Here is a 2,547-nt window from a genome sequence, read left to right as displayed (position 1 = left end):
CCGAATAGCACCGAAGGTGCCGGGCGCGCGCCGGAACGGCCCGATGGGCCGGCGCTCCTTGGGGTGGTGCGTGTAGCTCTGGGCTAGCCCTGACCTTGCTGGGATCAAGCGCCTCGCTCGGAGGTCGGCAGCGCCGGCCCCCGGTCCGGCGCGCGCCCTCTGTTGGGGCGTGTTGTTGGGGTGGCGGGGGTGGCGCGTTTTGATGCGGGGGGCACTCCGATGGGGCGGGAGGAAGGATTTTTGCGGTTGGGGTTTGGGCGGCTGTGCAGCGACGCGTTTTGGGGGCAGAGCGGGTCGTGGTGGTGGCCCAAAGGCCGCTTTAGGTTTGAGGTATAAGGCACTGGAAAGGTTGTGTAAGTCGCCATTCCAGAACCTCGCACCAGCATTCCCAACCACGCCCCCTCCACCCCAACCTCCCACGCCAAACTATATCCGCCATGCACCCACCGCATGGCGGCATTCGCGGGAAAACCCCTCTCGGCGGTTTCCCGCGCGGCGGAAATGGTCTAAACGCGCGCCTTTCGCTGCAGATGTTCCGAACCGCACGAGGCTCCGATGACCCGCGCTCTCCTGGCCCGCTTCGCCGATACGCTCACCTCGACCGAGCTTCACTACAAGCCCATCGCGCAGGCCTCTGCCGGTCAGCTCAAGACCGAGATCCTCTCGGGCCTGACCGTGGCGCTGGCGCTGGTGCCCGAGGCGGTGGCCTTCGCCTTCGTCGCCGGCGTGCACCCGCTGGTGGGCCTCTACGCGGCCTTCCTTGTGGGCCTCGTGACCGCGCTGATCGGCGGCAGGCCGGGCATGATCTCGGGCGCGACCGGCGCGCTGGCGGTGGTCATGGTGGCGCTCGTCGCCCAGCACGGGGTGGAATATCTCTTCGCCACCGTGGTCCTGATGGGCATCATCCAGGTCACGGCCGGCGCGCTCGGCTGGGGCAAGTTCATCCGGCTGGTGCCGCACCCGGTCATGCTGGGCTTCGTGAACGGGCTCGCCATCGTGATCTTCCTCGCGCAGCTCTCGCAGTTCCAGGTGCCCGGCACCGCGGAGGTCTCGGGCCATGGCGCCTCGGGCGGGGCCTGGCTGCCGATGACGCAGATGGTGCCGATGCTGGGGCTCGTGGCGCTGACCATGGGCATCATCTGGGGCCTGCCGAAGATCAGCCGCGTGGTGCCCGCGCCGCTTGCCGGCATCGCGGTCACCGCGGCCATCGTGATCGGCTTCGGCATCGACGTGCCGCGGGTCGGTGACCTGGCCTCGATCCAGGGCGGGCTGCCGAGCTTCCACATCCCCGCCGTGCCGCTGACCCTCGAGACCTTCGAGATCATCCTGCCCTACGCGGTGATCCTGGCCGCCATCGGCCTGATCGAGAGCCTCCTGACCCTGAACCTCGTCGGCGAGATGACCGGTCAGAAGGGCGGCGCCAGCCAGGAGTGCATCGCCCAGGGCGCGGCCAACACGCTGACCGGCTTCTTCGGCGGCATGGGCGGCTGCGCGATGATCGGCCAGTCGATGATCAACGTGAAATCCGGCGGCCGGACCCGCATCGCGGGCGTCGCGGCGGCGCTGTTCCTCCTGGTCTTCATCCTCTTCGCCGCGCCGCTGATCGAGCTCATCCCGCTGGCCGCGCTGGTCGGCGTGATGTTCATGGTGGTGATCGGCACCTTCGCCTGGAACTCGCTGAAGATCCTGACCCGGGTGCCGAAGATGGACGCCTTCGTGATCCTCCTGGTGACCGTGGTCACCGTGCTCGAGGACCTCGCGGTGGCGGTGGTCGTCGGCGTGATCGCCTCGGCCTTGGAATACGCCTGGACCAACGCCCGGCGCATCCACGCCAAGAGCTACGACACGCCCGAGGGCGCCAAGGTCTACCAGGTGCAGGGCCCGCTGTTCTTCGGCTCCGCCGAGGGCTTTATCGAGCTCTTCGACACCGAGAAGGACCCCAGCCTGGTGATCGTCGATTTCGCCGAGAGCCGGGTGGCCGACCAGTCCGCGCTGCAGGCCATCGAGGCCGTCGCGGGCAAATACGAGGCCCTGGGCAAGCGGATCGAGCTGCGGCACCTCTCGCGCGACTGCCGCTGGCTGTTGAAGCGCTCGGGCCACCTGATCGTGCCGGCGGAGGACGACCCCGACTACGGCATCGCCGCGCATTACGGCGTGCGGACCGGGATCATCGGGGGGCATTGAGGGGGCTACGCCGTCCGGCACAGCCCGCGCTTCCTGCGCCCGAACAGCACCGAAGGTGCCGGGCGCGCGCCGGACCGGCCCCTTGGGCCGGCGCTCCTTGGGGTGGCGCGCTTAGTTCGCCTTTAGCCCTGACCTTGCTGGGATAAAGCGCCCAAGCTCAGAGGACAGAAGCGCCGCCTCCCGGTCCGGCGCGTGCCCTCCGTAGTGGCCGGTTGAGAGGGGCGAGGGGGCGGCTTCCGCGTAAGGTGAACCGCGCAGGCGGTTGCACAAAAGCCCTCGGGTCCACCCATCGCTCCTTGCGCCCGAATAGCACCGAAGGTGCCGGGCGCGCGCCGGACCGGCCCGATGGGCCGGCGCTCCTTG

1 protein-coding gene is annotated in these 2,547 nt (G+C 69.0%); it reads left to right on the top strand.

Going from position 1 to position 2,547, the window contains the following annotated elements; all coding sequences use genetic code 11:
* Window positions 1-555 precede the first annotated feature (555 nt).
* Window positions 556-2,184, top strand: coding sequence for a SulP family inorganic anion transporter (locus ACX938_RS17915; protein ID WP_232751931.1), 1,629 nt, complete (start codon window positions 556-558; stop codon window positions 2,182-2,184).
* The last annotated feature ends 363 nt before the right edge of the window (window positions 2,185-2,547 follow it).

This window comes from Roseivivax sp. (assembly GCF_054552075.1).
This window is presented reverse-complemented; position numbering and strand designations above follow the sequence as displayed.

Bases quoted from the DNA above. Each gene is read 5' to 3' on its own strand.
- ACX938_RS17915 (WP_232751931.1), top strand. From the start codon at position 556: ATGACCCGCGCTCTCCTGGCCCGCTTCGCCGATACGCTCACCTCGACC.